Here is a 25,345-nt window from a genome sequence, read left to right on the forward strand (position 1 = left end):
ACAGAGATAAAAAGCGGCTTACAGCCTAGCCATCGGCTTTGCGGGTATTTTCTGAAGAGTGTTGCAGGGTTGTCCTACAAAAATAGTCGCGGCACAAACAGCCTCATGCCGCGCCAGCCACCGAACAGCGTCCGACTCGCGGCATTCGCGCACCGAAATACACCGCGCTGCTGATGCCCACGGCCCCCATCACCGCGCAGAAAATCACACAAATCCACGGACTCCACGGCATCAGACCGATCAACAGCAGCGGTGTGACACTCGCCCAGGCGGCGTAGGCAATGTTGTAGGTGAAGGAAATCCCCGAGACGCGAATCCGCGCCGGAAACAGGCTGACCATCACTGACGGCACTACGCCGACCACCCCACAACCAAGGCCGGCCACCGCATAGGCCAGGCCGATCCACTGGCCCTCAATGATCAGACAGGTATAGAGCACGCCGATGCCTAGAGGCAGCAGCAGGCTATACAGCATCACCGTGCGCCAGGCGCCGATACGATCGACGAGCAGCCCGGCGAGCACACAGCCAATATTCAGAAAGACGATGCCCAAGGCACTCAGCGCGAAGGTATGGCTGGCGGTCATGCCGAAGGTTTTCTGCATCATGGTCGGGGTGATGACCACAAACACCACCACGGCCGAGGTCAGCACGCAGGTGAGAATCATCGCCGGCAGCATCGCCAGACGGTGTTCACGCAGGACCGTGCGCAGCGGCAGTTCGACAGCGGCCTCGCGCTGGGCCTGCATCGCCATGAACACCGGGGTTTCGCTGAGCCAGCGGCGCAGCCAGACACCGATCACGCCAAACACACCGCCCAGCAGAAACGGGTAACGCCAGGCGTAATCGAGGATTTGCTCCGGGGTAAACGCCTGAGCCAGAAAAGTCGCCGTCAAGGCGCCGATCAGGTAACCGAAGGTCAGCCCCGCCTGCAGGAAACCGAGGGCATAACCGCGATGCCCGACCGGCGCGTGCTCAGCGACGAACACCCAGGCGCTCGGCACTTCACCGCCCACCGCCGCGCCTTGCAGGACCCTCAGGACCAACAGCAGCAGTGGTGCGAAATAGCCGATCTGGGCGTAGGTCGGCATGATCCCGATCAGCAAGCATGGCAACGCCATCATCAGAATGCTCAGGCTGAACACCTTCTTGCGTCCCAACCGGTCAGCGAAATGCGCCATCAGGATCCCGCCCAACGGACGCGCGAGGTAGCCAGTGACGAAGATCCCGAAGCTTTGCAGCAGACGCAGCCACTCGGGCATTTCCGGCGGGAAGAACAGCTGGCTGAGGGTCAACGCGAAGAATACGAAAATAATGAAGTCGTAGATTTCCAGCGCACCGCCCAAGGCTGCAAGCCCCAGGGTCTTATAGTCCGAGCGAGTGAAGGGCGCCGGGCGCGCATTGATGTTGGCAGTCATGTAAAAGAACTCTGGCAGGCAAAAAACCAAGGCGCCCATGGTCTACGCAAATGCGGTTGTGGACAACCCGTTAGACCATAGTCCCAAACGCCCCAAACAGCGTCCCCGCAACGGACCGATTGATTTACTGTTGGCACCGACCGGATGGGCCATTGCGCCCTGAACCCCACAATAAACATAAAAACGAGGTACTCCCGTGGCCGCTGATATCGAAGATAGCCGCTATGCGCGCTTTGCCCTGCATTGTTCAAATTTTGCCGAACGCTGGTTTCCCGACTCCTGGGTATTCGCCGCGCTGGCAGTGATCATCGTCGCTGTGGCGACCATGGCCATGGGCGCCAAACCCACCGACGCCGCCATGGCCTTCGGTGACGGTTTCTGGAGCCTGATTCCGTTCACCATGCAGATGGCATTCGTGGTGATCGGCGGTTACGTGGTCGCCAGTTCGCCACCGGCGGTGAAACTGATCGATCGCCTGGCACGGATCCCGAAAAACGGCCGTTCCGCCGTGGCCTGGGTGGCGCTGATTTCCATGGTCGCGTCGTTGCTGAACTGGGGGCTGTCACTGGTATTCGGCGGGCTGCTGGTACGTGCCCTCGCCCGCCGTACCGATCTGAAAATGGATTACCGAGCCGCCGGTGCCGCCGCCTATCTTGGTCTGGGCGCGGTTTGGGCCTTGGGTCTGTCGTCGTCCGCGGCACAATTGCAGGCCAACCCCGCCAGTTTGCCGCCATCGATTCTGTCGATCACGGGCGTCATTCCCTTCACTCAAACGATCTTTCTCTGGCAGTCGGGTGTGCTGTTGCTGGCACTGACCGTGGTCTCGCTAATCGTTGCTTACGCCACCGCGCCCGGCCCCGCGACAGCCCGTGACGCCAAAGCCTGCGGTATCGATCCGGGTTTCAGTCTGCCGGCGCCAGCACCGCGTACCCGCCCAGGTGAATGGCTGGAATACAGCCCGCTGCTGACGATTCTGCTGGCATTGCTGGCGGCCGGATGGCTGTTCCATGAGTTTGCGACCAAACCGACGATCAGCGCGATTTCCGGACTGAACACCTACAACTTCCTGTTCCTGATGCTCGGCGCGCTACTGCACTGGCGCCCGCGCAGCTTCCTCGATGCGGTGGCCCGTGCGGTGCCGACCACCACCGGCGTGCTGATCCAGTTCCCGCTGTACGGCTCGATCGCTGCCCTGATGACGGTGGTCAAGGGCACCGACGGACAATCATTGGCCCACCACATCTCGACCTTTTTCGTACAAATTGCGTCCCACGACACCTACGCCCTGCTGATGGGCGTGTACTCGGCCATCCTCGGTTTCTTCATCCCGTCCGGTGGTGGCAAATGGATCATTGAAGCGCCGTATGTCATGCAAGTGGCCAACGACCTGAACTATCACCTGGGCTGGGCCGTGCAGATCTACAACGCTGCCGAAGCCCTGCCGAACCTGATCAACCCGTTCTATATGCTGCCGCTACTGGGCGTGCTCGGGTTGAAGGCCCGGGATCTGATCGGGTTTTCGTTCGTGCAGTTGCTGGTGCACACGCCACTGGTGCTGTTTCTGCTGTGGGCGCTAGGGACGACGCTTACGTATATGGCGCCGGTGATGCCTTGACGCCGACCTTCAATCCACCACCGATCCAGTGTGGAAGCGGGCTGCTTCCACACTGGCGACTCATTGTTTTCACAAACGTAACCCCTCTGTCACACCTCGCTGCTAGCGTCCCGCCGAAACATATTGAAACAACTTAGCAAGACGGAACTCGCCATGAACGATGAAGAAAACCGCAACGACGCCTCCTCCCCGCAAACTGATACGCCCACCGACACCAGTCGCCGTCGCTTCCTGGGTGGCGTGGCGGTACTCGGTGTCGGCGCGACCCTCAGCGCTTGTGGCAGTCATGGCGATGAGTCGGGTAAACCGCTCGAACGCCTGCTTTCACCTGTCGAATTGGACAAAGCCCTACGCGACCAAGTGAAAACCGTAGTGGTGATCTACGCCGAGAACCGTAGTTTCAATAACCTGTTCGGCGACTTCCCTGGCGTCGAGAAACCGCTCTCGGGCCTCAAACCTGTCGAATATCAGCAGCGCGATCGCGATGGCAGCCTGTTGCAGACCCTGCCGCCAGTCTGGGGCGGCGTGCTGCAGATCGGCCCGCAAACCCTCGATGGCGTGACTTACCCCAGCGCAACCCAGTTCCAGGAACACCTGCCTAACGCGCCCTTTGCCCTCAAAGGTCCGAACGCAGAAGACTTGCCGTTCGGCCTGGTGACGCGCGATCTGTGGCATGCGTTCTATCAGAACCAGATGCAGATCAATGGTGGCAAAAATGACGGCTTTGTCGCCTGGGCCGACTCCGGTGGCCTGCCCATGGGGCATTACGCCCAGAGTCGATACTCCCTGCGGTTGTGGGACGTTGCCCAAGAATTTGTGCTCTGCGATAACTTTTTCCAGGGGGCTTTCGGCGGCTCGTTTCTCAACCATCAATACCTGATCAGCGCCACCGCGCCGTTCTATCCGGACGCCGTCAACTCGGTAGCCAAGACACAGATCGCCACGCTGCAAAGCGATGATCCGGCCGACCCACGCCTCAAGCCTCTGGAACAATCCCCGGCCAGTGCCATGACCGGCCCACCCCAATTCGGCCCCAGCGCGCTGACGCCGGACGGCTATGGGGTCAACACGCTCGCTCCGCCGTACTGGCCGACCTGGATTCGCGACCCCGAGCGTCCGGCGTACGCCAAACCAGACCTGCCGAACGTCATGGTCCCCCAGACCCACGAGCACATAGGCGACAAGCTCTCGAAGAAAAATATCGACTGGGCCTGGTATGCCGGAGGTTGGCAGGCGACGCTGGATCAGTACAAGGACTCTGGCGGCATTCCGAAAATCCCGAACTTCCAGTATCACCACCAGCCGTTCAACTACTTCAGGCAGCAGGGGCCGGAAAACCCGCTGGAGCGCGGTAAACGTCTACGGGATGCGGGGTTGGGCGATGAGTCGCATACCAACAAGTTCTTTGCCGATGCCGAGGCGGGCACGCTGCCGGCGGTGAGTTTCTATAAACCCCAGGGCAACCTGAACATGCACGCCGGTTACGCCGATGTAGCGTCCGGCGACCGGCACATCGTCCGCGCACTGAAAGTGCTGCGGGAAAGCCCGCAGTGGAAAAACATGGTGGTCGTGGTCACGGTCGATGAGAACGGCGGTTGGTGGGATCACGTCGCACCGCCCAAGGGAGACCGCTGGGGGCCGGGCTCGCGGGTACCGACGCTGGTGGTTTCGCCGTTTGCGCGCAAGGGCATGGTGGATCACACGGTCTATGACACTGGCTCGATTCTGCGGTTGATCACCCGGGTGTTTCAGCTTGAAAAGCTCGATGGCCTCAGGCAGCGGGACGATGCAATGATTGCCCGTGGCCAGAAACCCATGGGCGATTTGAGCAATACACTGCACTTTGCCTGATGAAAAAGGGGCTCTGACTGGCGATCTTTTCACTTGTGTACTAGACCGTTCGACACAACTAGTTCCAGTATGTACCCACCCCTCCTCCGAGGGCTCACGCTGAAAAGGATCTGAGCATGTTCAAACTCGCAGGATTCACCCTCGCCGCGCTCACCCTGAGCGCCGCCGCTCACGCCGATGTCGATCTGAATCTGGGCAGTACCGAACGCGTCACTCGGCTGTTCGCCTACCCCAACAACTGTAATGTCATCTGCTTCCGCAACTGGACACTGGAGCAGACCGTCGAGCATTACCTGACCCAAAGCGTACAGCGCGATGGTTACAAAACTGCAAAAGTGCTGGTCAAAACCGAAAACAAGCAGCTCCACGCCCATATCAGCGGTGTGCCCAAAGGCTATGACAAGCCACTGACCGCGCTGCTCAATGCTGGGGATTTGGCCTACAACGGCGCCAACAAGCTGAGTGCCGATGGCAAATGGACCTATAACTGGTACCTGTTCCTGCCGCTGGGCATGGCGCTGGAAAACCGCAAAAGCGTCGAACTGCTGCACTTCCCGCCGGATTATTCCCTGACCCAGGCCCAGGACTATCTGGAGTCCAAGACCACCGACCGCTGGGCCGCGCTGCTGACCGCCAACAACATTCCCGCCGACCAGACGCCGGCCTATCAGACCATCATCGACATCGCGCCGATTGCCGCACCGTCCACCGCCGGCAAGGATCTGGAAGGCGTCTACAACTACTTCACGGACTACCAGACCACCATGGTCAAGGAAGTCAGCCAGAATGCCAAAGGTGCAGCATTGCCAATGGTCGCCTTTGGTTCACCGGTACGTAACTGGATCAAGCAACAATACGGGCAGACCGTGGACGTGCTGGACCTGGCAACCATCATCCCGAGCAAGGGTGTGGCGGTACCCGTATTGGGTTCCAACCACCCGAGCTACATCTGGTACGCCGCCGACCCCGAAGCCTATAGCGGCGACGATGCGCAGGCCAAGGCCGACGCCGCGGGGCTGAAAGTCATGGGGCAGGATTTGAGTGCCGCGTGCTGGCAGGCCGGAATGGGCAGCAAACCGGGCACTGACCCAACCGCTCAGCTGAAAAGCTGCACTCAGACCTGGCAAGTGACCCAGAAAGAAAAAACCTGCGAACTGTTCTACACCTCGATTCGCAACCTGACGCCTGAGCAAGCGGTGGCCAAATGCTCGACAGCGCCGGTCAAATCCGAGCTGAAACAGCTGCAGACTCCGGCCCTTGTGACCTCCGCATCTGCCCCGCACTTGTAAAACGATGGAAGTCTTTCCCGCGTGAGCCATGGCTGACGCGGGAAAGAGCTTTTTTCGCCTGTCATATCTGACAGTAGACCCTTGATCCGCTTTGGTAGAGTCTTGAGCCATAAGCCGTGCTGCAGAGCTGACAGGATCGTCAGCTTCCGGTAGTCGCAGCCTGGAACGGACAAGGATCGTTATGAAAACCGATAACCGGAATTCGGCCAGAGCTCTGCCGGCCGACTGTATTTATCCCTCTCACGATTTATCGCCTGGCCAAGGTTATCCCGCGAAAACCCAATTCACGGTCATTACCGCAAAAGGCTGCGGGACGAACATTGCTGCCCTGCGCGATTTCCCACGCATCAGCCGGATCTGCCGGATCTCGGGGCAACTGCTGCATGCCCGCAGTACGCAGACCTTGCAGCTGGCGCCCGGTATTCATATGTACGATCCGTATTTTTGCGGGCTGCTGCGCCACTCATGCGACCCGAATGTCTTCGTCGACATGAGTGAACTATGGGTATGGGCGCTGAAGGACATCGCCAAGGGCGATTATCTGACGATGGATTACGCCACCACTGAAAACCGGCTGCGGCGTCAGTTCGCCTGCCGCTGCGGTGCTGTCGACTGCCGCGGCTGGATCACCGGTTACGACGAGTCGCCGAACGCCGACGGCCAGCTGTTTTTTCAGCACTGGTATCGGCGCAGCCTCTGCTGAACAGAGTCTCGAGCGGTTTTACAACGCCTCGACCGGGCGCAAACGGTACTGCGGCGGCAACTGCTCGAAACCGCTGATGGTGGCGTTCAGACTCTTCCAGCGACCGTCCTTGATGCCATAGATGCAGCCGTGGATCGACAGGCTCTGCCCGCGGTGCCAGGCGTTTTGCACAATGCTGGTGTGACCGACGTTGGCCACCTGCTGGATCACATTGAGCTCACAGAGGCGGTCGACCCGCTCTTCTTCGGTGGGCAACTTGGCCAGTTCGTCGCGTTTTTCATAGTAGAGATCGCGAATCGAGCGCAGCCAACCGTCGATCAGGCCCAACTGACGATCCTGCATCGAGGCGCGTACACCGCCGCAGCCATAGTGGCCGGTCACCAGGATGTGTTTGACCTTGAGTACATCCACCGCATACTGAATCACCGACAGGCAGTTGAGGTCGGTGTGCAGCACCACGTTGGCCACGTTGCGGTGCACGAACAGATCACCCGGCAGCATGCCGACGATTTCGTTGGCTGGTACGCGGGCATCGGAACAGCCGATCCACAGGTATTCCGGGGTTTGCTGGCGGGCCAGCTTGGCGAAGAAATCAGGATCTTCGCGAGTGATCGCATCGGCCCAGCGCTCGTTGTTATCAATCAGATCTTGTAAGTCGTTCATGCAATGAAGCCTCGAGAATGATGCGCTGCTTTGACAGACAACCGCCCGTCGGGGTCACGCGCGCGATGCAGATCCCCCTGACGCCCTGAGGTATAAACGATTAGTCGGCGCTCCATGCCCGCGGGAATTCCCGGCAGCCCAGTGGGTCAATTGTAGTAGGGCCTACAGTATGAGGAATAGCCATGACTGATTCACGACGTCCGTTCGATAAGGAGCAACCCGAGCCCATCGACGACGATGAAGACCGCATGGGCTCGGTGCATGAGCTGGATTTCGACGAGGAAGAACCCGGCACCAGAATCGGCGACCTGACCCCCGAACACGAACTTGCGCAGAAGATTCCCGACCAGCGCGCCCGTAAAGCCGGTATGACCGGCGCGACCAATGACAATGACGTCACCGACGATGATTTGAGCCCGGAAACCCTGATCCGTGAAGACGGCGCACGGGATGCCCACGAAGCGGGTGAAGACGGCCAGGCGGATTGGGAGTTGCGCATTGTCGACGAGGACGACATCGGTGGGGGCGATGGGCTGGATGAAGCCGAACTGGCCCGGCAGGATCCATTGGACGGCAAGCCTTGATCGTTGACGTCCGTGAAGACGCCTTCGCGGGCGAGCCTTGCCCGCGAAGCCTTTAGAAACGATCAATCGACCAAGGTGCAGGCCATCACCACGGCATCTTCTCGCCCGCCAACCGCCGGGTAGTAATCCCGCCGACGCCCGATCTCGTTAAACCCATACCGCTCATACAGCCGAAACGCCGCCCGGTTGCTGTCGCGCACTTCCAGGAAACATTCCCGCGCCTCAGCCTTGTAGGCAATCGACATCAAATGCTCCAGCAGCGTCAAGCCCAGGCCGCGGCCCTGATTTTCCGGTTTGACGGTGATGTTCAGCAGATGCGCCTCATCAAGGATGATCTGCACTACGCCATGACCGACCTGCTGCTGCCCTTCGAACATCAGCCAGATCTGGTACTTGCCCAGGCCATCGAGAAAAATCCCGCGGGTCCAGGGATGGCTGTAGGCCGCGTATTCGATTTTCAGTACAGCGTCCAGGTCCGCCTCGGTCATCGGGCGGAACGATACAGCGTCACTCATTCGATTCTTTCCAACGCGCCATCAGCCGACGCATGGCTTGCCAGACATCAGCCTTACGCTGTGGCTCTTCCATTAATAACTCCAGGCCCGGCAAGGCCCAGACCGACCCCAGGCCTTCGACCTGAAGTTCACGGTTGAAGGATTCGGCGTTGGCCTCACCGGCAAAACGCACCGCCGGCAGGCCGATCAGCCACAGGCAGACGCACGGTGCGTCTTCCAGGCGGGCCGACAGAAAACCTTGTACGAAATCTCGAGCCGCTTCCGGCCCTTGGTCCATGGTGCCGCGAGCCAGCAGCGGCCAGCGCACCGGCTCGCCGACGATCTGCGGGCTGTCCGGCAGACCGGCGGCGCGCAGCATGTCTTTGAGCAACAGATAAGCGGGATCGCGGGTCTGGAACGTTTCGCCTGTGGGTAACTCCACCAGCAACAGGCAGCGACCGGCTCGCAGCAATTGCAGAGCGAAACGCGGCGGCGGCACTGGCGCAGCCTTGGCGACGAGCGGTGCCTCTTCGCTCTCTTGCGTCGCTTTGCCTGCTGGTTTTCCAGCCGATGGCGTTGGCCGTGGCACCTCGATTTTCACCCGCTCGGCCGGTTTGGCCGCGGGTTCCACGGGCGTTTGCGCTACCGGAGCAGGTGCAACCGGGGCGACGACCACTGGCTCGGGCATCTCCAGCAATTCGGGCCGCGATGGCGCAGCAAAGGGCAATTCAGTGCGCGGCAGCCAGTTGACCACCTGCATGGCGGTCAAATAAGCGCGGCGACGGGACTCGATAAGCAAAGGTCGGCCACTTGTGGATAACTAAAGTGCGGTGATTCTACCGCCCTTCGCTCAAGATCGCCCACGCTTGATCGATAGACTTCACCGATAGAAGAAGCGACAGCCCATCCCGAGAGTGAATCGACACGGCTGCGATGAAGTACAATCGCGGCTTTTAATTGCCAACCAGCCGGCCATTCCGATGATCGAACCCAAGCGCGTCTTGCGCGCCCTCGCTGAACACTGGGCACTTCTGGAGCCACTGTGCGAGCACTTCGACCAAGGCACCCTGAGCCTCAACGAACTGCGTTCACAGTTGGCCGCCCAGCAACTGGACAGCACACCGCAGGACATCACCAGCCTGCTGGACGTGTGGATTCGCCTCGACATTCTGGTTCCCGTGGCGAAAAGCCCGAACCGTTTCGAGCTCAACGCGCAGATCCATGACTTCCTCGCTTACCTGCGCCGTGAGCACCGTCTGGGCCTGTGCCTGGAAATCGAAGCCTATCTGCGCCACCTCGAACGCCTGGCCGGTTACATCCAGGACGCCTTCGACATTCGCGACGGCAACGATCTGGCGCGCCAGTTGCGCCTGCTCGACATGCGCGTGCGGGACGTGCTGAAGAAACTCGCCAACGACGAACAGGCCCTGGTGGCCGTCGCCGAACGGGCCAAGACCAGCGACCGGCAGATTCCGCTGCGCCAGCGTTATGCTGAAGTGCTGGCGACCTGGGACGAATACGTCGAACCGATGATTCAGCTGGTGAATGCCGACGGCGCCTTCGAACAAGGCGTGCGCAAGGTTGAGAACGTGTTGTTGCGCATGCTCACCGAACAGCAGCGCCTCGGCCATCTGGTCGACGACGACATGCTGCTGCGCACCCACGCACGCATCCTCGAAATGCAGACCAGCGCCCAGTTGACCCTGCGTCACGCCCGCGAACTGCTGCTGCCGCTGCGCGAAGAAGCGCGCCGGCATAACGCCGTGACCCGTGGCGCAGCCCTGGCGTTGTCGGCCATTCGTCGTAAAGGCATCGATGCGGTGCCGCAAGCCGCGATGCCGCTGTTCACCCGCCCGCAAAGCACCTTCCTCGGCAGTGCCAGCCAGGTCGAAGCCTATGTCTACGCCCTGGCCCGTTTCGAGCCGAAACCGGCGCGTTTCCCCAAGGCCCACAAGACCCAGAAAGGCGAAGCCCCGCGCGCGCCACGCACGGTTCGGGAAATGCTCGAACGTTGCGAAGATGCCCTGCCGATGCCGGACCTGATGAGCTGGCTGCTGGAGCAGGAGCCGGACGGCGCCACCGACGAATTGCTCTACTGGTTCTCGCGCCTGTCGCGGGAAAAACGCTTCAAGCGCGAGCGTCTGGAACGCCGCGATTACCACACTCACGAGCACCAGGTCAGCCTGCGCTCCTTCGCCCTGCTCTCGGCCCGCGACACCGCCGCCGAGGATTCTGCGAGCATCCCAAATGCATCTTGATCTATCCGAACTGTCCCAGCTGGCGCCGATCTTTCGCGAGCTGTTCAAGGGCTACCACGTCAGCCGCCGCGACCCGGAGCTGTACGCCCAACTGTCGAACTTCCAGGACCAGTACCGCACGCTGTTCAAGGCATTGGGCTTTGAACTGGTCTGCGATACCCGTGGTTTCTACTACTTCGTGCCGGACCTGGCCGCGGCGGCGGTAAACAAGACGGCGCAACGTCTGGCGCTGTTCACCTTCATCCTCGTCGAACACCTGGCCGATCAGGGCCGCGACCCGATCGCGGTGCTCGACGGTGGCAGCCTCGGTCGCGATGAATTGCCATCGCTGCTGGAGAAGTACCGCGACCTGTTTATTCAGGCCGAAGTGCAGACCGTCGAAGAACTCGAAGAAAAGATCATGCGCCGCATGACTCAGCTCGGTTTCGCCGGCGAAGAAAACGGTGTCTACCGTTTCCTGCCGCCAATGCACCGCTTCCTCGATGTCTGCCTGTCGGTCCAGCAGGACCGCGACCTGGCCGCCAGCCTGCACAGCGTGCTGCCGTTGCCAGCGCCGGTGCTGATCGACGAAGACAGCGATGAAAAGCTGCTGCAGACCGACGACCCGCTCGACTTGAGTGACTTTGCAGAAGAAAGCGAAGAAGACGCCCTGGCCCGCGCCATTGCCGAAGAACAGGAGACCGACGCATGAGCAAGGAACGCTACGGCATTCGCCGCTTTGCCCTTTTGAACACCGCCGGTTACAGCCTCGGCCTGTTCCCGCTGGAAGAGCCGCTGTCGGTCTACGGTGCGAACAACCTTGGTAAGTCCGCTTCGATCAACGCCTTGCAATTCCCGATCCTGGCGCGTATGTCGGACATGAGTTTCGGCAAGTACAGCCTGGAACAATCCCGGCGTTTCTACTTCGCCTCGGACACCAGTTACATCCTCGTCGAAGTCTCCCTGCCCCACGGCCCGCACGTGATCGGCGTGGTCGGTCGCGGCCCGGGTGGTGGTTTCGGTCACCAGTTCTTTGCCTACGCCGGCAAACTCGACCTGGCTCATTATCAGAAAGACGACACCTGCCTGCGGCAGAAAGAGCTGTTCACCAATCTTGAGCGCGAAGGCCTGAAAGCCTACGAACTCAAGCCGGATGAACTGCGTCGTTTGCTGGTGGGCGGCCACACCTCGATTCCGCTCGACCTGACGCTGATCCCGCTGCGCTCCACCAGTGAGCAGAGCCTGAAGACCTTCCGCGCCCTGTTCATCAACCTGCTGCACATGCGTGAAATCACCGCGGCCAAGCTCAAGCAGCTGTTCCTCGATGCCTTCGAACACAGCCTGCGTTCCGGCAGCGTCGATTACATCGCCGCGTGCGAAGAAGCGTTCCGCGATGTCCGCCGCATGGAGCAGGACTACAACTCGCTGGTCGCGGCCGGTCCCTTGGTCGAGGCCTTGGCCAACGGCGTGAAACAGCGGGATATCTTGCGCGGCAAACTGCATCGCCTGTCGCCACTGCTCGACTCCCTGCTCGGCACCTGGTCGGACTACGCCAGTGCGCGCAAAGAAGAACTGACGATTCAGGCCGAGCACTACCGCAACGAGCAGGACGCCCTGCAAAACGATCAACGCGGTGGCACTCAAGAGCTGATGCGCCTGGAACGGGAAATCACCGGCATCCAGCGCTGGCTCGGCGAATTGTCGGTGCTCAAGCATCGCTTCGCCCTGGTCGATGACGTCAAAGTCCTCGAACAGCAATTGCTCGCCGCCAAGGACGCGCACGATGAACTGGCCGGTGCGCTGGCCCAGTCGCGGCAGTTCTCGGCCGAAGACCTGGAAGAGCGTCTGCGGGATCTGGAAAAACGCCTGAAATCGGTGAAGCAACAACTCGATCACGCCGACAACAACAGCTACGCCCGTCTGCGCGAAGAGTTCTCGCAGCAGGACGTCGAGCGCCTGATGCGGCTGTTCAACAGCGCGCTGTTCAGCCTGCCATTGGGCGAACACGGCATCGCGCTGGATGAGGACGGTGAATGGGTCAAATCCATGGAGCTGATCCTCGATGGCTTCAAAGGCGAGCGCTTCGAAGTGCCGGGCCTGTCCATCGACCTGTCGCACATCGAGCCGCCGGCCCTGCAAGCCCTGGCCGACCGTGCGGCACTGCGCGATCAGAAAGAGCGTCTGGACAAAGAACTCAAGCAACTGAAGACCCAACAAGCCGTAGCCGCCGACCGTGCCGCGAGCAAGACCCAGACCGAGGCGCTGTACCAACAGGTGCTGGATGCGCAGAAAGCCCTGGAAGACTTCCGCCGCGCGCAAACCCTGAGCGCCGAGGAAGGCGACAAGCTTGAGCAACTGGCGCAGATGGAAGCCGCCCAGGACGAGTTGAAACGCTCCAGCGATGCCTTCACCGAACGCGTCCAGCAGCTGTCGGCCAAGCTGCAATTGGTTGGCCGGCAGATCGGCGACATGGAAGCCAAGCAACGCACCCTCGACGATGCACTGCGCCGCCGTCAGCTGCTGCCGGCCGACCTGCCGTTCGGCACGCCGTTCATGGACCCGGTCGACGACTCCATGGACAACCTGCTGCCATTGCTCAATGACTATCAGGACAGCTGGCAAGGCCTGCTGCGGGCTGACGGGCAGATCGACGCACTCTACGCGCAGGTTCGCCTGAAGGGCGTGGCCAAGTTCGACAGCGAAGACGATATGGAGCGTCGCCTGCAACTGCTGATCAACGCGTACGCACACCGCACCGATGAAGCCCTGACCCTCGGCAAGGCGCGCCGCGCGGCGGTTACCGACATCGCCCGGACCCTGCGCAACATCCGCAGTGACTACGACAGCCTCGAACATCAACTGGCGCTGTTCAACCGCGAGATCAACAAACGTCAGGTCTCCAACCTGCAGAGCTTCCGTATCGTGCTCGCGCCGAACAAGGAAGCGCTCAAGCACATTGACCAGATCATCCACAGCGCCGGTCAGTACGAAGAAGGCGAAACCCTCTCCGTCTTCGACTTGAGCCAAAGCGCCGAGCAGGACAACAAGAACGAAGAAGCCAAGGAATACCTGGCACGGCTGGTGGCGGCCAACCACAACCAGCTCGGTCTCAAGGATCTGTTCGAGCTGGCGTTCGAGATCACCAAGGTCAATGGCCAACCGGTGATCCACACCGACATCGACGGCGCGGCGTCCAACGGCACCACCATGACCATCAAGGCGCTGACCAACATGTACTTGTTGCTGCACTTGATGGACCGCGACCAGGCTGGTCGCGTGCGCCTGCCGTACTACCTCGACGAAGCAGCGGACATCGACGAGAAGAACCAGGCAGCGCTGTTGGAAACCAGCCTGCAACTGGGCTTCGTGCCGATCCTGGCGAGTGTGAAGCCGCAAGTCTGCGCCAGCGTCGCCATCGACCTGGAAGGCGGCAGCGGCCCGAACGGTATCTACATCGACGAGGCGGACTGGAAGTTCATCCGTCGTCACGATGAAGTAAAAGCAACCGTTAACATCCAGGCGGACGAACCGGAGCTGGATGCGGTCTGACGCCTGAATCGAAGCCAATAAAAAGGCCGCGATCCAATATGGATCGCGGCCTTTTTATTTATGGGTACATTCTTGAAACCTTCGGTGAGCTCCATGGCCCCTTCGCGGGACGCGGCCTTACGTGATCGGCGCCGGGTTGAACAAGGTGATGTCGTTATGCAGCTTGTGCTGCTCCGCCCACGTCTGTTTCTTGCCGCTGGCCACGTCCAGGTAGTAGTGGAACAACTCCCAGCCGAGGTCTTCGATCGACGCCCGCCCGGTGGCAATCCGCCCGGCATCAATGTCGATCAGGTCCGGCCAGCGCTGCGCCAGTTCTGTGCGAGTCGACACCTTCACCACTGGCGCCATCGCCAATCCATAAGGCGTACCACGGCCGGTGGTGAACACATGCAGGTTCATCCCCGCCGCCAACTGCAACGTCCCGCAGACAAAATCACTGGCCGGGGTCGCACAGAAAATCAGCCCTTTGCGCTTGAACCGTTCCCCAGGGCCAAGCACCCCGTTGATCGCACTGCTGCCGGATTTGACGATCGAGCCCAAGGACTTCTCGACAATGTTCGACAACCCGCCCTTCTTGTTCCCCGGCGTGGTGTTGGCGCTGCGATCCGCTTCACCCTTGGCCAGGTAACGGTCGTACCAGTCCATTTCCCGCACCAGTTCCTGAGCGACTTCTTCGGTTTCCGCCCGGGACGTCAGTAGATAAATCGCATCGCGCACTTCGGTGACTTCGGAAAACATCACTGTCGCACCGGCCCGCAGCAACAGGTCCGAAGCATAGCCCAAGGCCGGATTGGCAGTGATCCCGGAGAACGCATCGCTGCCACCGCACTGCATGCCGAGGATCAGCTCGGACGCAGGCACAGTTTCCCGGCGGCGCTGATCGAGCTTCTTCAAACGGGTTTCGGCAAGCGCCATGATCTGCTCGATCATCTCGGTGAAACCGTGACTTGAATCCTGCAAGCGATACAACCACGGCTCGCTCAAATCCACCGAGCTGTCGTTCTCATGCATCACCTGCCCGGCCTGCAATTTCTCGCAGCCCAGGCTGATCACCAGCGCCTCGCCCCCCAGGTTCGGGTTGCGCGCCAGGTTGCGCACGGTGCGGATCGGGATGTACGCGTCGGTGGCGGTGATCGCCACGCCACAGCCGTAACTGTGGGTCAACGCCACCACGTCATCGACGTTCGGGTACTTGGGCAGCAACTCGTCCTTGATGCGTTTTACCGCGTGATCCAGCACGCCGGTGACGCACTGCACGGTGGTGGTGATGCCGAGAATGTTGCGCGTGCCGACGGTGCCGTCGGCGTTGCGATAGCCCTCGAAGGTGAAGCCTTCCAGCGGTGCCTGCGCAGCCGGCACTTCGGTGGACAGCGGCAAGCTGTCCAGCGGTGGCGCGGTAGGCATGCGCAGTTGATCTTCCTTGACCCAACTGCCGCGCGGTATCGGCTGCAACGCGTAGCCAATGGTCTGGCCGTAACGAATCACCTGGCCGCCCACGGGAATGTCTTCCAGGGTGACCTTGTGGCTCTGTGGCACGAAGTCCACGGTGACCAGGCCGTCCGGAAATTCGGTACCGGCCGGCACGCCTTGGTCATTGACCACGATCACTACGTTGTCCCGCTCGTGCAGGCGGATGTAGCGCGGCGAGTCGGAATGTTCAATCAACTGCATGACGCCGCTCCTCAGGAATGCGCTTCAGATAACTTGCTGTTCGTTTCAGGACCGCTGGCCGGCGGCTCTTTGAGCACAACGCGTTTGATCGGGCCAACGATCACCAAGTAGCTGAATACCGCGACCAACGCGTTGCAACCGACGAACACCAGCGCCCACTTGAACGAGCCGGTGGAGCTGATGATGTAGCCAATGACGATCGGCGTGGTGATCGACGCAATGTTGCCGAAGGTGTTGAACAGGCCACCACTCAAACCGGCGATCTGTTTCGGCGAGGTATCGGACACCACCGCCCAGCCCAATGCGCCCACACCTTTGCCGAAGAAGGCCAGGGCCATGAAGCCGACCACCATCCATTCAACATCCACGTAGTTGCAAGCCACGATACTGCTGGAAACCAGCAGACCGGCGATGATCGGCGCCTTGCGAGCGAAGGTCAGCGAGTGGCCCTTGCGCAGTAGATAGTCAGAAATCACCCCGCCGAGCACGCCACCGATAAACCCGCAGATCGCCGGCAGCGAGGCAATGAAACCGGCCTTGAGGATGGTCATGCCGCGTTCTTGCACCAGGTACACCGGGAACCAGGTCAGGAAGAAGTAGGTGATGCCGTTGATGCAGTATTGGCCCAGGTACACGCCGAGCATCATGCGGTTGGTCAGCAACTGGCGGATGTAGTCCCACTTCGGACCGTCGACCTTTTTGCCTTTGCCCTTGTCCTGGTCCATGTCGACCATGCCGCCGTTGTCGGCGATGTGCTTGAACTCGGCGTCGTTGATCATCGGGTGCTGGCGCGGACTGTGGATAACTTTCAGCCAGATCCCCGAGAAGATGATGCCGATCACACCCATGACGATGAACACGTGCTGCCAGCCGAAGCTGTAGACGATCCAGCCCATCAGCGGTGCAAACAGTACGGTGGCGAAGTATTGCGCCGAGTTGAAGATCGCCGAGGCGGTGCCGCGCTCTGCGGTCGGGAACCACGCCGCTACGATGCGTGCGTTACCGGGGAAAGATGGCGCTTCGGCCAGGCCCACCAGAAAGCGCAGCATGAACAGCGCGACAACGGCGGTGGAAAGCCCGAACTCACCGACATAGCCTTGCAGTACGGTGAACAGCGACCAGGTAAAGATGCTCAGGGCATAGACTTTTTTCGAACCGAACCGGTCCAGCAACCAGCCACCGGGAATTTGCCCGGCCACGTAGGCCCAACCGAATGCGGAGAAAATATAACCGAGAGTGACCGCGTCGATGCCGAGGTCTTTTTGCAAGCTGGAGCCGGCGATTGCGATGGTCGCCCGGTCGGCGTAGTTGATCGTGGTCACCAGAAACAGCATGAGCAAAATCAAATAGCGGACGTGAGTCGGCTTGGTCGATTGCATTGTAGATGTACTCCCACTGATTATTTTTATGCGGGTAATATCGATTTATTTGTAGGCGCCGGCTTTTATGGGAGCCGACGCCTACAGGTATTGCGGTGTATCAGGAACCGACGTAGGCAGTTTTTACGACCGTGTAAAACTCTTGCGCATAGCGACCTTGCTCACGTGAACCATAGGATGAACCTTTACGCCCACCGAACGGAACGTGGTAATCCACGCCGGCGGTCGGCAGGTTGACCATCACCATCCCGGCCTGGGAATGGCGCTTGAAGTGGTTGGCATACTTCAGCGACGTGGTGGCGATGCCCGCCGACAGACCGAATTCGGTGTCGTTGGCCATCTCCAGCGCTGCTTCGTAATCGGCTACACGCACGATATTGGCCACCGGGCCGAAGATCTCTTCACGGCTGATGCGCATGGCGGCTTCGCTGTCGGCAAACAGCGTCGGGGCGAGGAAGTAGCCCTCGGTGTCGCACGTCACCAGACCACCGCCGCTGACCAGACGCGCACCTTCGGACTGGCCGATGTCGATGTACTTCAAGTCCTGTTCCAGCTGCGCTTGCGAGACCACTGGACCGATGTCGGTGCCGGACTTCAACGCATGACCGACCTTGATCGACTTCATGCGCTCGGCCATGGCTTCGACGAATTTGTCGTGAATCCCGGCGGTGACGATGAGACGGCTCGACGCGGTGCAACGCTGACCGGTGGAGTAGAACGCACTCTGCACCGACAGTTCGACCGCGTGCTTGAGGTCGGCATCGTCGAGAATGATCTGCGGGTTCTTGCCGCCCATCTCCAGCTGCACCTTGGCTTGGCGCGACACGCAATTGACCGCGATCTGTCGGCCTACGCCGACCGAACCGGTGAAGCTGATGCCATCGACTTTCGGGCTGTTGACCAGCGCCTCGCCGACCACTCGACCGCTGCCCATCACCAGGTTAAACACGCCAGCCGGGAAACCGGCGCGGGAGATGATTTCCGCCAGTGCCCAGGCACAGCCCGGTACCAGATCGGCAGGTTTCAGCACCACGCAGTTGCCGTAAGCCAAAGCTGGAGCGATTTTCCACGCCGGGATCGCGATCGGGAAGTTCCATGGCGTGATCAGGCCGACCACGCCCAGCGCTTCGCGAGTGACTTCGACATTGACGCCCGGACGCACCGACGGCACGTAGTCACCCGACAGGCGCAGGCATTCACCGGCGAAGAACTTGAAGATGTTGCCGGCGCGGGTCACTTCGCCGATGGCTTCGGGCAGGGTCTTGCCCTCTTCCCGGGCCAGCAACGTGCCGAGCTCTTCGCGACGGGCGAGGATCTCGCTGCCGACTTTATCCAGTGCATCGTGCCGAGCCTGAATGCCGGAAGTGGACCACGCCGGGAACGCAGCGCGGGCGGCATCGATGGCGGCATTGACCTGAGCCAGATCGGCCTTGGCGTAGTCACCTATGGTGTCGGTCAATTCCGACGGGTTGATGTTGCTGGAATAGTCGGCGCCGGCGACCCATTGGCCACCGATGTAATTGTCGTAACGCTTCAAATCAGCCACGGCTTGCACCTTTTAAAAGAAGTCCTCACACAAAAAGCCGCTGATTGCTCAGCGGCCTTGGGTTTGTCGGGTATTTACTGCGCGCCCTGCTTGTCGATCAGCGCGGCGAGCATTTCGTACTCTTCGCCCGTCAGATCGGTCAGCGGTGCACGCACCGGGCCTGCGTCGAAGCCTGCGATTTTTGCCCCGGCCTTGACGATGCTCACCGCGTAACCGGCCTTGCGGTTGCGGATATCCAGGTACGGCAGGAAGAAGTCATCGATGATCTTGCCGACGGTGGCGTGATCTTCGCGGGCAATGGCGTGATAGAAATCCATCGCGGTTTTCGGGATGAAGTTGAACACCGCCGAGGAGTAAACCGGTACGCCCAAAGCCTTGTAGGCCGCGGCGTAGACTTCAGCAGTCGGCAAGCCACCCAAGTAGCTGAAACGATCGCCGAGGCGGCGACGGATCGACACCATCAGCTCGATATCGCCCAGGCCATCCTTGTAGCCGATCAGGTTCGGGCAGCGCTCGGCCAGTCGTTCCAGCAGCGGCGCGGTCAGGCGGCAGACGTTGCGGTTGTAGACCACCACACCGATTTTTACCGATTTGCACACGGCTTCAACGTGCGCGGCAACGCCGTCCTGGCTGGCTTCGGTCAGGTAGTGCGGCAACAGCAACAGGCCTTTGGCGCCCAGGCGCTCGGCTTCCTGAGCGTACTCGATAGCCTGGCGGGTCGAACCACCGACACCGGCGAGGATTGGCACGCTGCTGGCGCAGGTGTCGACCGCAGTCTTGATGATTTCCGAATATTCGCTGGCCGCCAGAGAGAAGAACTCACCGGTACCGCCTGCGGCGAACAACGCCGAGGCGCCGTATGGGGCCAGCCACTCGAGACGCTTGATATAGCCCGCGCGATGGAAATCGCCCTGGGCATTGAAGTCGGTGACCGGGAACGACAGCAAGCCGGAAGAGAGGATGGACTTCAGTTCTTGTGGATTCATTATTCGAACACCCTGGGTAGCAACGTTGTGTGAGAAAACCGTTCAGCCTTCGCCGAAGTTGTAGGTCATCGTACAACTTAAAATACAACCGTCAACTGCATTTCATCGCCGCTCTCAGCATTTGAGTCAGAAAAGGTAATTCCTTGACGTAGGAAATTTCTCATCTATGATTCAGACAACTGTATATACATACAGTTAAATTGAACTTTGCCCATGACATATCAAGGAGCTAGAAATGTCAGGTCTACACGCACAACCGAAGGAAAATACCCGACAGGTCATTGCCGATCTGGATGATCTTTTTACCGCGCACGGTATCGCCATTTCCGGTGACGGCGACGCGCTTAAACTCACCGCTGGAAGTCATCACCACCCCAAACATCAGCGCCGTGGCCTGCTGCCCGTAGCACCGAAAGATCCACGCAAAGACCTGCCCCGGTTGAGGTTCGAGGGGGCAGAACATACTGCAATCGGCGACAGCACCCTGCTGCGTTTCGTCAAGGATGCACCCGCGCTGCCGGCCTGGCAGGTGGAATTGCATCTGCCCAATGGCCTGGCATTGACCTATGGTCAGGTGATCGCGCTGGGGGGTGATTTTTATGGAATTCCCGAGCAACCGATCAACGAAGGCGCAACAGCCCAAGAGCGAATCCAGCGCTTTACCAACGCCTTCAACTCTCTGGCGGTGCTGCCGACCTCAAACGCTGAGGCGAAGCTGATTCTCGGTGTGATGCAAAAGGAAATCGCCGCGGTCAATCAGGCGATCAAGGACGGTAAACAGCCTCATGAGGCTTATGAGGCCCTCGGAGATACGTTGTCGGAAGAGTGGAACAAGATCACCGGCGGCGGCAGTTTCGTCTCGGCGCTGTTCCCTTTGGGGCGTTACCTGAAACTGGCCGCCAACAATGCCGACCACTTTGGCGAATGGGCGTTGTTGGCTTACGTCGCCGGGCATACGGCCGCGTTGCAACAAGCCGTGCTGGCCCACAACAGTGGCGATGAAAAGCAGCTGGAACTGGCCTATGCGATGAACGCTTTTGCCGATCATTCCCTCACCGACCTATTCTCCGCCGGGCATTTGCGAGTACCGCGCAAACAGTTGGCGGCGGCGGTCACGCCGAGTGATCTGGGCTCGTTGATCACCCGTTTCATGCACGACGAAGACAGCAAGTTCGGCCTCAATGTGCGCAATGGCAACGGTGATCGCTGGCGCTCCTATGGCGACAAGCGCTATTTCGATGCGATCGACAGTGCTAACCGCACGCAGGTGAATCAAGCGGTTCAAGTGTCTGCGGATGAGGTGTTCGCGGCGTATCTAAGTGGCGTTGCGCCGTCGCCCGGCAGCTTTGCTGCTTTGAAAAATCTGCCTGACCTGCAAGCGGTGTTGAATCCGGCAGACAATTTCTCGCCGCTGTTCAGGGTCGAGGGCAACAAGGTGTTGCGGCGCAAGGACGTCAACAACCTGAACGACACCGCCACCGTGGATGATTGGTGGGGCTGGAGCACGTATCTGCTGCTCAAGGACTATCACCCGACCGGCGCTGTTAATTCGCCAGCCAATAACAGATAAGGACATCACTGATGACAATCAAATTGAAACTGGAACTGGTCTCGGGCCAATCGCTCAAGGGTGCGCCGCTGGAGTTACTATCGAAGGGCGTAACGATCTCCCGGGCGGTTGCGGATGAGCGCGGGAACGTAACGTTCGACGCGAGGCCGGGGGCCATTGAGTTGGCGGTGAGAGTGGATCGCTCAATCCTGACAAAAGGCTAAGCCCTCCACAGCCGGCATTCCCGCGCCATGGTGTGGGAATGTCAGCCGTCACAACCGGAAACGGTTGGTCATGATCGTTTTCAACACACCTCGCAAGAGGCTCCTACAGTGAAAGGATCGCCGTGAATGAATCATGGCCAATCTCGCACGGAGAGCGAACCCTCATGACTTTTGCCCCGCCCATTCTTCCTCAGCGCCTGACTCACGAACCTGAGAAAGCAACCGTGAAGTTATCGAGCGTGAGCGACACACTGAACGTCAGCATCCCGGATTCAGCCGAAATCCCCCCGAGCTGGTATGTCTATCTGATCCTCGGGGTAGATGCGCAAAGCCCTGACTGGACAGGTCCAGAAGAACCCACCGGCGTCTGGGACGACGCCAGCGACGATGCGGTGAAACTGACGGGGATTGAACTGCAGATCCCCAAGGCAGAGCTGAAAAAGTACCTGAACAAACAAGTCGAATTACGTTACAAGTTCGCGGATGAGTCCAGTATGGAGCCGTGTTCGGAACCACTGTTGTTTCGCATAGAGGGTTAAGCGCAGATTACGCATCGGAAGATTGGTGAATGCCGACAATCCGCTCGTCGGTACTGTTATTTCTTACAGTTTCGAACCTTCTGCCTCCGAGGCCTAATCGGGCAGTCAATCACTGCATAGGCGAATACCTCATGAGCACAATCCACAGGTTTTACTTTCCTGTCGAAACCAAACATGCAGCTCAAGAGCTGTCATCAGATTTTGACCTGCATGTAAGCGAAGGCGACATCGTCGAGTTTGAAACACTGCCCCGTCAGTACTGGAAAATCACCCTGAAGATATTCAAGGTATTGCTGAACAACTCCGTTGAGTATGTCGATTACAAAACGGTCGAGGTAGAAGATCCATACGCCTAGCTGCGCTGCGCCTGCGCCTCTTCATGCGCCTGACGCAGCCGCTCACGGCTATTGGTCAAGTGCAAGCGCATCGCCGCCCGCGCTGCATCGGAATCCTGGCGGGCAATCGCATCGTAAATCTCTTCGTGTTCACGGCTCAGGCGACTCATGTAGTGCTGCTGGTCGTCATGGGCCAGGCGCGCGGAGTTGAGGCGTGTGCGCGGAATGATGCTGGTGCCCAGGTGGGTCATGATGTCGGTGAAGTAGCGGTTGCCGGTGGCCAGGGCGATTTGCAGGTGGAACTGGAAGTCCGACGCCACGGCATCGCCGGCGTGAGCGGCACTTTCGTTTAAGGCGTCCAGCGCCTCACGCATCGCCGCTAACTGCTCCGGGCTGCGACGTTGCGCGGCAAGGCCGGCGGACTCCACTTCCAGGCTGATGCGCAGTTCCAGAATCGCCAATACATCGCGCAAGGTCACCACGGTCGCCGGGTCGATGCGAAAACCGCTCGGGCTCGGGGTGTCGAGCACGAAGGTGCCGATGCCGTGACGGGTTTCCACTTGTCCTGCGGCCTGCAAACGGGAGATCGCTTCACGCACCACGGTGCGGCTGACGCCATGGGCATTCATGATCGCCGACTCGGTGGGCAACTTGTCGCCACGCTTGAGCTGACCGTCGCGGATCTGCTCGGACAACACCGTCACCAATTCCTGTGCGAGGCTGCGGCGCTTGCGAGGGAGGCGAGGTGCGTCAATCGGGTTTTCCATGGTGAACATCTGTCTCGAAAAAACGGCTGAACCCGCATCATAGCGCATGCGGGTTGTACGATCACCGGTGACCTGTGGGTGCATGGCTTGCCCGCGATGGCCATCACGCGGTTCCGATTAAGGACCGCATTATCGTTCATCGCGGGCAAGCCACGCTCCCACAGGGGTTAGTGGTGTTCAGGCAGTGACGGCCTGGTCCACCAGGTGGCCATTCTCGATGCGCACATGCCGTGGATGGAAACGTTTCAGGCTGCTGCGATGGCCGACGCTGACAATGCTCAACCCCGGCAACTCATCGATCAACGCCTGATACAGCGACGCTTCATCCTCTTCATCCATCGCCGAGGTGGCTTCGTCCATGTACAGCCATAGCGGCGCATACAGCAGCGCACGGGCGAAGGCCAGGCGTTGCTGTTCACCCGGCGAAAGCATGCGCTGCCAGTGATTGGCTTCATCCAAACGCGAAACCAGGTGCGGCAAGCGGCAGGTTTCCAGCACGTGGACGTAGCGCTCGTGCGGGTAGGTGTCGCCCGGCTGTGGATAACTCAACGCCTCGCGCAGGCTGCCAATCGGCAGATAGGGCTTTTGCGGCAGGAACAGACAATGCGCCGTCGGCAGGCGGATGCTGCCGTGGCCAGTAGGCCAAAGGTGCCCCATGGCTCGCAGCAAGGTCGATTTGCCGCTGCCGGAACGACCGCTGAGCATGACGCGCTCGCCCTCCTCCACGGTCATGTCGGCATTGGTCAGCAAATGACGACCGTCAGCGAGGTCAAGACCAAGGTTATGCACCCGTAGTGCCGAACCCTGATTCTGCACGTCGATGGCCGGCGCGCGCTCTTCGTTGTCGGTCATGGCCTGACGGAAACTCAGCAGACGATCACAGGTGGCGCGCCACTCGGCGAGGTCCTGGTATGCAGTGATGAACCAGCTGAAACTCTCCTGCACGTTGCCGAATGCCGAATTGATTTGCATCAGTTCACCGAGCTCGATCTTACCGGCGAAATAGCGCGGTGCCGCGACCATGAACGGGAAAATGATTGCGATCTGGGCATAACCGGAGGTGAAAAAAGTCAGGCGTTTGGACACTTTCATGATGTCCCAAAAGTTATGCCAGACCAGGCCGAAACGGCTGCTCAGACGACGGTTCTCGTTGGGTTCGCCGTTGTACAGCGCAATGCTTTCGGCATTTTCGCGGACCCGCACCATGGAGAAACGCAAGTCGGCTTCGAAACGTTGCTGGTTGTTGTTGAGGCCGATCAAGCGACGACCAATCACATGCGTCAGCCAGCTGCCGACGGCGGCATAAACCAGCGCGCACCAGAACATGTAGCCGGGAATCGTGAAGCCCAATACTTCGATGCTGCCCGACACACCCCACAAAATGATCGAGAACGACACCAGGCTGACGACGTTACGGATCAAGCCCAGGCCCAGGCCCAACGTGTTAGTGGTGAATTTATTGAGGTCTTCGGAAATCCGCTGGTCCGGGTTATCGGTGTAACCGCCCTGCTCCAGCTGGTAGTAATTCTTGTTTTCGAGCCAACGGGCGAAGTGCTTTTCGGTGAGCCAGGCCCGCCAGCGAATGGTCAGCATCTGGGTCAGATAGAGCCGGTACACTGCGCCGACAATCGCCACCGCCGCGATCCCGCAAAAATACAGAATCAGCCGCCAGAACGCCGCTTCATCCTTTTGTTGCAGGGCGTTGTAAAAATCCTTGTACCAAGTGTTGAACCACACCGAAAGCCCCACGCTGAACAGCGACAGCGCGATCACGGCGATCAACAGCGTCCAGGCCTTGCCCTTCTCTTCGCTGTGCCAGTAAGGCGTGGTCATCGCCCACACTTTGCGAAAAAACTGCCCGCGCACAGCATCGTTGACCGCGGAATATTCAGCGCTCTGATTCATGAATAAGGCTCAATAAAGAAAAGAACACACAAGAACCGATCA

The 25,345-nt window shown here is 59.8% G+C and carries 22 protein-coding genes; 12 read left to right on the plus strand and 10 right to left on the minus strand.

Annotated elements, in window-relative coordinates:
- Nucleotides 1-103 precede the first annotated feature (103 nt).
- Entirely contained in the window at nucleotides 104-1,417 is a 1,314-nt protein-coding gene (locus AC1RL4_RS14070; RefSeq protein WP_493119605.1) for an MFS transporter, read from the minus strand.
- Nucleotides 1,418-1,613: 196 nt separating this feature from the next.
- On the opposite strand from AC1RL4_RS14070, the gene AC1RL4_RS14075 reads away from it, so the two are divergent.
- The 4 genes from AC1RL4_RS14075 to AC1RL4_RS14090 all read left to right on the plus strand — a co-directional run bounded on the left by AC1RL4_RS14075 (nucleotide 1,614) and on the right by AC1RL4_RS14090 (nucleotide 6,875).
- Nucleotides 1,614-3,032: a short-chain fatty acid transporter gene (locus tag AC1RL4_RS14075; RefSeq protein WP_230173896.1), complete on the plus strand. Its 1,419-nt coding sequence runs from the start codon at nucleotides 1,614-1,616 to the stop codon at nucleotides 3,030-3,032.
- Between the two features lie 153 nt (nucleotides 3,033-3,185).
- A complete protein-coding gene (locus AC1RL4_RS14080) occupies nucleotides 3,186-4,883 on the plus strand; it encodes an acid phosphatase (protein WP_230173887.1) in 1,698 nt (565 codons plus the stop codon).
- Nucleotides 4,884-4,999: 116 nt separating this feature from the next.
- A complete protein-coding gene (locus AC1RL4_RS14085) occupies nucleotides 5,000-6,172 on the plus strand; it encodes a hypothetical protein (protein WP_493119606.1) in 1,173 nt (390 codons plus the stop codon).
- A 181-nt stretch (nucleotides 6,173-6,353) separates the two neighbouring features.
- Nucleotides 6,354-6,875, plus strand: a complete 522-nt coding sequence (locus AC1RL4_RS14090) for an SET domain-containing protein-lysine N-methyltransferase (RefSeq protein ID WP_019582405.1) — start codon at nucleotides 6,354-6,356, stop codon at nucleotides 6,873-6,875.
- An 18-nt stretch (nucleotides 6,876-6,893) separates the two neighbouring features.
- Here AC1RL4_RS14090 and can read toward each other — a convergent pair whose 3' ends face one another.
- Nucleotides 6,894-7,538, minus strand: coding sequence for a carbonate dehydratase (gene can / locus AC1RL4_RS14095; protein WP_007939732.1), 645 nt, complete (start codon nucleotides 7,536-7,538; stop codon nucleotides 6,894-6,896).
- Nucleotides 7,539-7,720: 182 nt separating this feature from the next.
- Here can and AC1RL4_RS14100 point away from each other — a divergent pair, with 182 nt between their 5' ends.
- Nucleotides 7,721-8,122, plus strand: a complete 402-nt coding sequence (locus tag AC1RL4_RS14100; protein ID WP_028939874.1) for a hypothetical protein — start codon at nucleotides 7,721-7,723, stop codon at nucleotides 8,120-8,122.
- Nucleotides 8,123-8,184: 62 nt separating this feature from the next.
- On the opposite strand, the gene rimI is transcribed toward AC1RL4_RS14100, so the two are convergent.
- Both rimI and AC1RL4_RS14110 read right to left on the minus strand, forming a co-directional pair.
- Entirely contained in the window at nucleotides 8,185-8,637 is a 453-nt protein-coding gene (gene rimI, locus AC1RL4_RS14105) for a ribosomal protein S18-alanine N-acetyltransferase (protein ID WP_018929537.1), read from the minus strand.
- Entirely contained in the window at nucleotides 8,630-9,376 is a 747-nt protein-coding gene (locus AC1RL4_RS14110; RefSeq protein ID WP_230173934.1) for an energy transducer TonB, read from the minus strand. Before AC1RL4_RS14110 ends, rimI begins: the two co-directional genes overlap by 8 nt.
- A gap of 220 nt (nucleotides 9,377-9,596) precedes the next feature.
- Between AC1RL4_RS14110 and mksB the strand changes: the two genes are divergently transcribed.
- From mksB to mksF, 3 genes are read left to right on the plus strand one after another with little or no spacing between them, the layout of a single operon-like run.
- The gene (gene mksB / locus AC1RL4_RS14115; protein WP_007939726.1) at nucleotides 9,597-10,874 is read left to right on the plus strand and encodes an Mks condensin complex protein MksB; all 1,278 of its coding nucleotides are present in this window, start codon (nucleotides 9,597-9,599) and stop codon (nucleotides 10,872-10,874) included.
- Nucleotides 10,864-11,565 (plus strand): Mks condensin complex protein MksE, encoded by a 702-nt coding sequence (mksE, locus tag AC1RL4_RS14120; RefSeq protein ID WP_019582408.1) that lies wholly within the window; start codon nucleotides 10,864-10,866, stop codon nucleotides 11,563-11,565. The genes mksB and mksE overlap by 11 nt, the downstream gene beginning before the upstream one ends.
- Complete coding sequence (gene mksF, locus AC1RL4_RS14125; RefSeq protein ID WP_018929533.1) at nucleotides 11,562-14,402, plus strand: Mks condensin complex protein MksF; 2,841 nt, start codon at nucleotides 11,562-11,564, stop codon at nucleotides 14,400-14,402. The genes mksE and mksF overlap by 4 nt, the downstream gene beginning before the upstream one ends.
- Nucleotides 14,403-14,519: 117 nt before the next feature.
- Here the strand turns inward: mksF and garD are convergent, their stop codons facing one another.
- The 4 genes from garD to kdgD all read right to left on the minus strand — a co-directional run bounded on the left by garD (nucleotide 14,520) and on the right by kdgD (nucleotide 19,984).
- Nucleotides 14,520-16,073 carry a galactarate dehydratase gene (garD, locus tag AC1RL4_RS14130; RefSeq protein WP_028939876.1) on the minus strand — a complete coding sequence of 518 codons (1,554 nt, stop codon included), beginning with the start codon at nucleotides 16,071-16,073 and terminating at the stop codon, nucleotides 14,520-14,522.
- Between the two features lie 11 nt (nucleotides 16,074-16,084).
- Nucleotides 16,085-17,452 (minus strand): MFS transporter, encoded by a 1,368-nt coding sequence (locus AC1RL4_RS14135; RefSeq protein ID WP_096481114.1) that lies wholly within the window; start codon nucleotides 17,450-17,452, stop codon nucleotides 16,085-16,087.
- Nucleotides 17,453-17,552: 100 nt separating this feature from the next.
- A complete protein-coding gene (locus AC1RL4_RS14140) occupies nucleotides 17,553-18,998 on the minus strand; it encodes an aldehyde dehydrogenase family protein (RefSeq protein ID WP_096481116.1) in 1,446 nt (481 codons plus the stop codon).
- Between the two features lie 74 nt (nucleotides 18,999-19,072).
- Nucleotides 19,073-19,984, minus strand: a complete 912-nt coding sequence (kdgD, locus tag AC1RL4_RS14145; RefSeq protein ID WP_019582411.1) for a 5-dehydro-4-deoxyglucarate dehydratase — start codon at nucleotides 19,982-19,984, stop codon at nucleotides 19,073-19,075.
- A gap of 235 nt (nucleotides 19,985-20,219) precedes the next feature.
- Here kdgD and AC1RL4_RS14150 point away from each other — a divergent pair, with 235 nt between their 5' ends.
- From AC1RL4_RS14150 to AC1RL4_RS14165, 4 genes are all read left to right on the plus strand, one after another.
- Nucleotides 20,220-21,554 carry a hypothetical protein gene (locus AC1RL4_RS14150; RefSeq protein WP_019582412.1) on the plus strand — a complete coding sequence of 445 codons (1,335 nt, stop codon included), beginning with the start codon at nucleotides 20,220-20,222 and terminating at the stop codon, nucleotides 21,552-21,554.
- Between the two features lie 11 nt (nucleotides 21,555-21,565).
- A complete protein-coding gene (locus AC1RL4_RS14155; protein ID WP_019582413.1) occupies nucleotides 21,566-21,757 on the plus strand; it encodes a hypothetical protein in 192 nt (63 codons plus the stop codon).
- A gap of 164 nt (nucleotides 21,758-21,921) precedes the next feature.
- Nucleotides 21,922-22,296: a hypothetical protein gene (locus tag AC1RL4_RS14160; RefSeq protein WP_028939880.1), complete on the plus strand. Its 375-nt coding sequence runs from the start codon at nucleotides 21,922-21,924 to the stop codon at nucleotides 22,294-22,296.
- Nucleotides 22,297-22,427: 131 nt separating this feature from the next.
- On the plus strand, nucleotides 22,428-22,652 hold the full coding sequence (locus AC1RL4_RS14165; RefSeq protein WP_019582415.1) for a hypothetical protein: 225 nt from the start codon (nucleotides 22,428-22,430) through the stop codon (nucleotides 22,650-22,652).
- On the opposite strand, the gene AC1RL4_RS14170 is transcribed toward AC1RL4_RS14165, so the two are convergent.
- Both AC1RL4_RS14170 and AC1RL4_RS14175 read right to left on the minus strand, forming a co-directional pair.
- Nucleotides 22,649-23,398: a FadR/GntR family transcriptional regulator gene (locus AC1RL4_RS14170; RefSeq protein WP_026331943.1), complete on the minus strand. Its 750-nt coding sequence runs from the start codon at nucleotides 23,396-23,398 to the stop codon at nucleotides 22,649-22,651. The two genes, AC1RL4_RS14165 and AC1RL4_RS14170, sit on opposite strands and share 4 nt — an antisense overlap.
- A 177-nt stretch (nucleotides 23,399-23,575) precedes the next feature.
- Nucleotides 23,576-25,303, minus strand: a complete 1,728-nt coding sequence (locus AC1RL4_RS14175; RefSeq protein WP_230173885.1) for an ABC transporter ATP-binding protein/permease — start codon at nucleotides 25,301-25,303, stop codon at nucleotides 23,576-23,578.
- Nucleotides 25,304-25,345 lie beyond the last annotated feature (42 nt).

The sequence above is a fragment of the Pseudomonas sp. GW822-FHT07A10 genome, assembly GCF_058798795.1.

Excerpts from the sequence above, each read along its gene's own strand:
- AC1RL4_RS14070 (WP_493119605.1), bottom strand. The coding sequence starts at position 1,417 with ATGACTGCCAACATCAATGCGCGCCCGGCGCCCTTCACTCGCTCGGAC.
- AC1RL4_RS14080 (WP_230173887.1), top strand. The coding sequence starts at position 3,186 with ATGAACGATGAAGAAAACCGCAACGACGCCTCCTCCCCGCAAACTGAT.
- AC1RL4_RS14085 (WP_493119606.1), top strand. The coding sequence starts at position 5,000 with ATGTTCAAACTCGCAGGATTCACCCTCGCCGCGCTCACCCTGAGCGCC.
- AC1RL4_RS14090 (WP_019582405.1), top strand. The coding sequence starts at position 6,354 with ATGAAAACCGATAACCGGAATTCGGCCAGAGCTCTGCCGGCCGACTGT.
- can (WP_007939732.1), bottom strand. The coding sequence starts at position 7,538 with ATGAACGACTTACAAGATCTGATTGATAACAACGAGCGCTGGGCCGAT.
- AC1RL4_RS14100 (WP_028939874.1), top strand. The coding sequence starts at position 7,721 with ATGACTGATTCACGACGTCCGTTCGATAAGGAGCAACCCGAGCCCATC.
- rimI (WP_018929537.1), bottom strand. The coding sequence starts at position 8,637 with ATGAGTGACGCTGTATCGTTCCGCCCGATGACCGAGGCGGACCTGGAC.
- AC1RL4_RS14110 (WP_230173934.1), bottom strand. The coding sequence starts at position 9,376 with ATGCAGGTGGTCAACTGGCTGCCGCGCACTGAATTGCCCTTTGCTGCG.
- mksB (WP_007939726.1), top strand. The coding sequence starts at position 9,597 with ATGATCGAACCCAAGCGCGTCTTGCGCGCCCTCGCTGAACACTGGGCA.
- mksE (WP_019582408.1), top strand. The coding sequence starts at position 10,864 with ATGCATCTTGATCTATCCGAACTGTCCCAGCTGGCGCCGATCTTTCGC.
- mksF (WP_018929533.1), top strand. The coding sequence starts at position 11,562 with ATGAGCAAGGAACGCTACGGCATTCGCCGCTTTGCCCTTTTGAACACC.
- garD (WP_028939876.1), bottom strand. The coding sequence starts at position 16,073 with ATGCAGTTGATTGAACATTCCGACTCGCCGCGCTACATCCGCCTGCAC.
- AC1RL4_RS14135 (WP_096481114.1), bottom strand. The coding sequence starts at position 17,452 with ATGCAATCGACCAAGCCGACTCACGTCCGCTATTTGATTTTGCTCATG.
- kdgD (WP_019582411.1), bottom strand. The coding sequence starts at position 19,984 with ATGAATCCACAAGAACTGAAGTCCATCCTCTCTTCCGGCTTGCTGTCG.
- AC1RL4_RS14150 (WP_019582412.1), top strand. The coding sequence starts at position 20,220 with ATGTCAGGTCTACACGCACAACCGAAGGAAAATACCCGACAGGTCATT.
- AC1RL4_RS14155 (WP_019582413.1), top strand. The coding sequence starts at position 21,566 with ATGACAATCAAATTGAAACTGGAACTGGTCTCGGGCCAATCGCTCAAG.
- AC1RL4_RS14160 (WP_028939880.1), top strand. The coding sequence starts at position 21,922 with ATGACTTTTGCCCCGCCCATTCTTCCTCAGCGCCTGACTCACGAACCT.
- AC1RL4_RS14165 (WP_019582415.1), top strand. The coding sequence starts at position 22,428 with ATGAGCACAATCCACAGGTTTTACTTTCCTGTCGAAACCAAACATGCA.
- AC1RL4_RS14170 (WP_026331943.1), bottom strand. The coding sequence starts at position 23,398 with ATGGAAAACCCGATTGACGCACCTCGCCTCCCTCGCAAGCGCCGCAGC.
- AC1RL4_RS14175 (WP_230173885.1), bottom strand. The coding sequence starts at position 25,303 with ATGAATCAGAGCGCTGAATATTCCGCGGTCAACGATGCTGTGCGCGGG.